The following is a 2223-nucleotide window of genomic DNA, read 5'->3' as shown; positions in this document are numbered from 1 at the left end:
TACGGCGTGGGGAGCGACGTCGTGGGTTCGGCGGATGATCAGGTATCGCGGATGCGGGAAGGGACGGTCGAAGTGGCAGGGGCGGGGGAGGCCGGCCGCGCGCGCGACCGGGGCCCATCCGGATCGGCCCGCGGGCGCGGCGGCGTTCGGACGGCGCTGCGGGCTCGGCTGGTGGCTGGCCTCGCCGACGCGGGCTTCGATCTCGAGGATGTGACGGTGACACGGGCCGGATCGCGCAGCGTGGTGCGGGTGGTGGTGGACCGCGACGGAGGAGTCGACCTGGACGCGGTCGCGGACGCCAGCCGGCTCGCCTCCGAGCTGCTTGACGCCGCCGAGACCGACGGCCAGGGCCTGGTCGCCGGGCCTTATGTTCTCGAGGTCACCTCACCGGGCGTCGAACGGCCGCTGACCGAGCCTCGGCACTGGCGCCGCGCGATCGGCAGGTTTGTCACGGTACGTGATCGAGACGGCATCGTCCTCGCCGGGCGTGTCCTGTCCGCCGACGAATCGGGGGCGGATCTGGCGGTGGCGACGGATCCCGCGCGGCCCGGACGCCCCCCGCGTCGGCGGCTCGCGCGGGTGACCTTCGCACAGGTGACCCGGGCTACCGTCGAGGTCGAGTTCTCGGCCGAGGCGTATGATGATCTTTCTATCGAGTCGGTGGAGACGCCGTCTTTGTCCGCCGTGTTGGTGGAACCCGGCGAGACAGCCGATCTCGGGTACGGAGAGCCGGACGACGATCTTCCGGCGGCGCCGGGGAGGGAATCCAATGACGACGGCCGGGAGGCCGGCCCCCGGGGCGCGGCCGGTAAGGAGATGACCCGGTGAAGCTCGACGTGGCCGCGCTGCGCGGAATCGAGCGGGAGAAGGACATTGCCTTTGACACCTTGGTGCAGGCGATGGAGACGGCCCTGCTGACGGCTTATCACCACACGGCCGGGTCCGCGCAGGACGCCCGGGTAGTGATCGACCGGACGACCGGAGATGTCTCCGTCCTTGCCCGGGAACAGGGCCCGGACGGCACCAGCCGGGAGTACGACGACACCCCGGCGGACTTCGGGCGGATCGCGACCATGACCGCCAAACAGGTGATCATGCAGCGGCTGCGCGAGGCCCAGCAGGAGGTCACCTACGGCCAGTACGCCGACCGGGAGCACGAGATCGTTTCCGGCGTGGTGCAACATCACGAACAGCGGGCCGGCTCCAGGGTCGTGCTCGTCAATCTCGGCACTGTCGAGGGTGTCCTGCCGCCGGCCGAGCAGGTCCCCGGCGAACGGCTCGAACACGGCGACCGGATCAAGTGTTATGTGGTGCACGTCGCGCGGGGGCCGCACGGACCCACGGTGACGTTGTCCCGCACCCATCCCGAGCTGGTGAAGGGGCTGTTCCGGCTGGAGGTGCCCGAGGTCGCCGACGGCACCGTGGAACTCGCCGCGATCGCCCGGGAGGCCGGGCATCGCAGCAAGATAGCGGTGCGGTCCCGGGTGGCCGGGGTCAACCCCAAGGGCGCGTGCATCGGGCCGATGGGCAGCCGGGTGCGTGCCGTCATGGCCGAACTGCGGGGCGAGAAGATCGATATCGTTGACTGGTCGGCCGACCCGGCAACCTTCGTCGGGAGCGCGCTGTCCCCGGCCCGGGTGGCCCGGGTCGAGGTGACGGATCCGGCGAGCCGCTCGGCGCGGGTGGTGGTGCCCGATTACCAGCTGTCGTTGGCCATCGGGCGTGAGGGGCAGAACGCCCGCCTCGCCGCCCGGCTGACGGGGTGGCGCATCGACATCCACTCTGACACCGAGGACTCCGGCGAGGGCGCTGGGAGCGGATCCGAACGGGACTCTGCTGGAGCGCCCCGACGATCGGGACCAGCTACGGTGCCGCGGCGATCACCTGCCGCGGGTGGCCATTCTCGGGGTCAGGCGGGATAGACTTACGATGGCGCGCCGTGCGGAGCCCGTCCGTACCTGTGTCGGATGTCGAAGCCGTGCGCCGAGTTCTGACCTACTGCGTATCGTTGTAGAAGGCGGCGAGCTTCTGCCGGATGCTCGTCGTCGGATGCGTGGTCGGGGTGCGCACGTGCATCCTGATCTTGCGTGCCTCGATCTCGCGGAGCGTCGCAAGGCGTTCTCACGAGCACTGCGGGTGTCAGGCCCGCTCGGGTCGAAGCAGGTCAGGCTGTATCTGGAGCGGTTTCGCCCGCGGTGGTCCGGTCCCTCCGGGAGCGGTCCG

General features: G+C 70.6%; 3 protein-coding genes. All 3 read left to right on the top strand.

Annotation, left to right across the window (positions count from 1 at the left end; translation table 11 throughout):
• Nucleotides 1-828 (top strand): ribosome maturation factor RimP (rimP, locus tag AC08ON_RS01485; protein ID WP_476616322.1); only part of this gene is annotated, 828 nt, incomplete at its 5' end.
• Complete coding sequence (gene nusA, locus AC08ON_RS01480; RefSeq protein WP_476606097.1) at nt 825-1922, top strand: transcription termination factor NusA; 1098 nt, start codon at nt 825-827, stop codon at nt 1920-1922. The genes rimP and nusA, both read left to right, overlap by 4 nt.
• Nucleotides 1923-1929: 7 nt before the next feature.
• Nucleotides 1930-2223, top strand: a 294-nt coding sequence (locus AC08ON_RS01475) for a YlxR family protein (RefSeq protein WP_476616325.1), incomplete at its 3' end; no start/stop codon positions are given.

Source organism: Frankia sp. CoWAU3, assembly GCF_977971855.1.
The sequence above is the reverse complement of the archived record's forward strand: the minus strand, read 5'-3'. Positions and strand labels throughout refer to the sequence as shown.